Source organism: Oleiphilus sp. HI0125 (genome assembly GCF_001635355.1).
In genome coordinates, this window is record NZ_LWGF01000637.1 from 1 (window position 1) to 1,197 (window position 1,197).

The window sequence follows — 1,197 nt, forward strand, 5'->3', positions numbered from 1 at the left end:
TGCCGAAAAGCTACATTGTTCATCTGCGTCGTGAACATTGTGGTTCTGTTCAGAATCACTATCTGTAATAAATACTTGTTTAATGCCTGCGTCGGCCGTACACAAGCTAACCCATGAACCATTTTCCGACAGTGAACCTGCCATTGTGCCTGTCGCGAATAAGGCTTTTTGCATAAACAGCAAAAGCACTGTCAGCACAACTTTGTACTGAAAATCGCTCTGGCGCATGGTGTTAAGGGAGAACTTCATTTTTATAGTTTTTTAAACTTAGTTCAATCTGGGTTCAAACAGACTATCGTGAAATGAAATGCGAATGCAAAATAAAAAAGTAGGAAGGCCGACATTGTCTACTGAATGTTAGGAGGCTCAATGTCGGTTTATTGGTGCATTACTTATCGAATGCGCCGAGTTCTTCAAGCTTGTCAGTAATCGCCGCAGACTCTGGACGATTTGCGATAAGTTCTTCTTTTGTTAAGCCATCTAATTCATGCGGGAATACCAGCCACTCATCGCTCTCATATAAGAAGTAATCTGGGATGCGATTAGTCTTGTTGTTCTTAGGCTTGTAGTAGGGGGTCGCAACTTTAATAGTTGGAGTGTTCTTTTTACAGCGAGCAGTAAGATCAACAATAGTTTGATCAATACTCAGACCGCTGTCGTGTACATCGTCAACAATTAACAGGTTCTGGTGGCTTTCAACGCGATTAATGAGATACGTTAAACCGTGCACTTTTACTTGTTTAGCGCGTTCGCCAATGGCCGTATAGCTCGAAGTACGAATAGCAATGTGGTCGCATTTGACGCCAAGCACTTCAAACATTTCTTGAACAGCGATGCCTACTGGAGCACCACCACGCCATACGCCTACGATGTAGTCAGGGCGGAAGCCACTTTCATAAATTTGAATTGCTAGCTTGAATGAGTCTTCAAGAAGTTGCTGGGCGCTGATAAAAGTTTTTTCCATTGTTCGTACCAAATACAAGTAATAAGTAATCGGCGCGAACTATAGCCAAAAAAGGATTAACTTTCATTAGAAATAAAAAAGGTCGGGTATTCCCCGACCTTATAGTGCTAATCTAATGCGACACTTAGTCGACAGTGAAGATTACTTTGTCGATAACGTGGATCACACCATTAGAAGCTTTGACGTCTGCTTCTACTACGGTACTTCCTTCAATCATTAATGCATTGTTCATA

At 41.8% G+C, this 1,197-nt stretch carries 3 protein-coding genes; all 3 read right to left on the reverse strand.

Annotated features, from left to right (window positions below; all coding sequences use genetic code 11):
* On the reverse strand, nucleotides 1-249 hold a 249-nt coding region (locus A3762_RS08455; protein ID WP_156493341.1), incomplete at its 3' end, for a hypothetical protein.
* A 139-nt stretch (nucleotides 250-388) separates the two neighbouring features.
* On the reverse strand, nucleotides 389-964 hold the full coding sequence (locus A3762_RS08460) for a phosphoribosyltransferase (RefSeq protein ID WP_068478212.1): 576 nt from the start codon (nucleotides 962-964) through the stop codon (nucleotides 389-391).
* A 124-nt stretch (nucleotides 965-1,088) separates the two neighbouring features.
* Nucleotides 1,089-1,196 (reverse strand): fasciclin domain-containing protein, encoded by a 108-nt coding sequence (locus A3762_RS28805; RefSeq protein ID WP_369820676.1) that lies wholly within the window; start codon nucleotides 1,194-1,196, stop codon nucleotides 1,089-1,091.
* Between the last annotated feature and the right edge of the window lies 1 nt (nucleotide 1,197).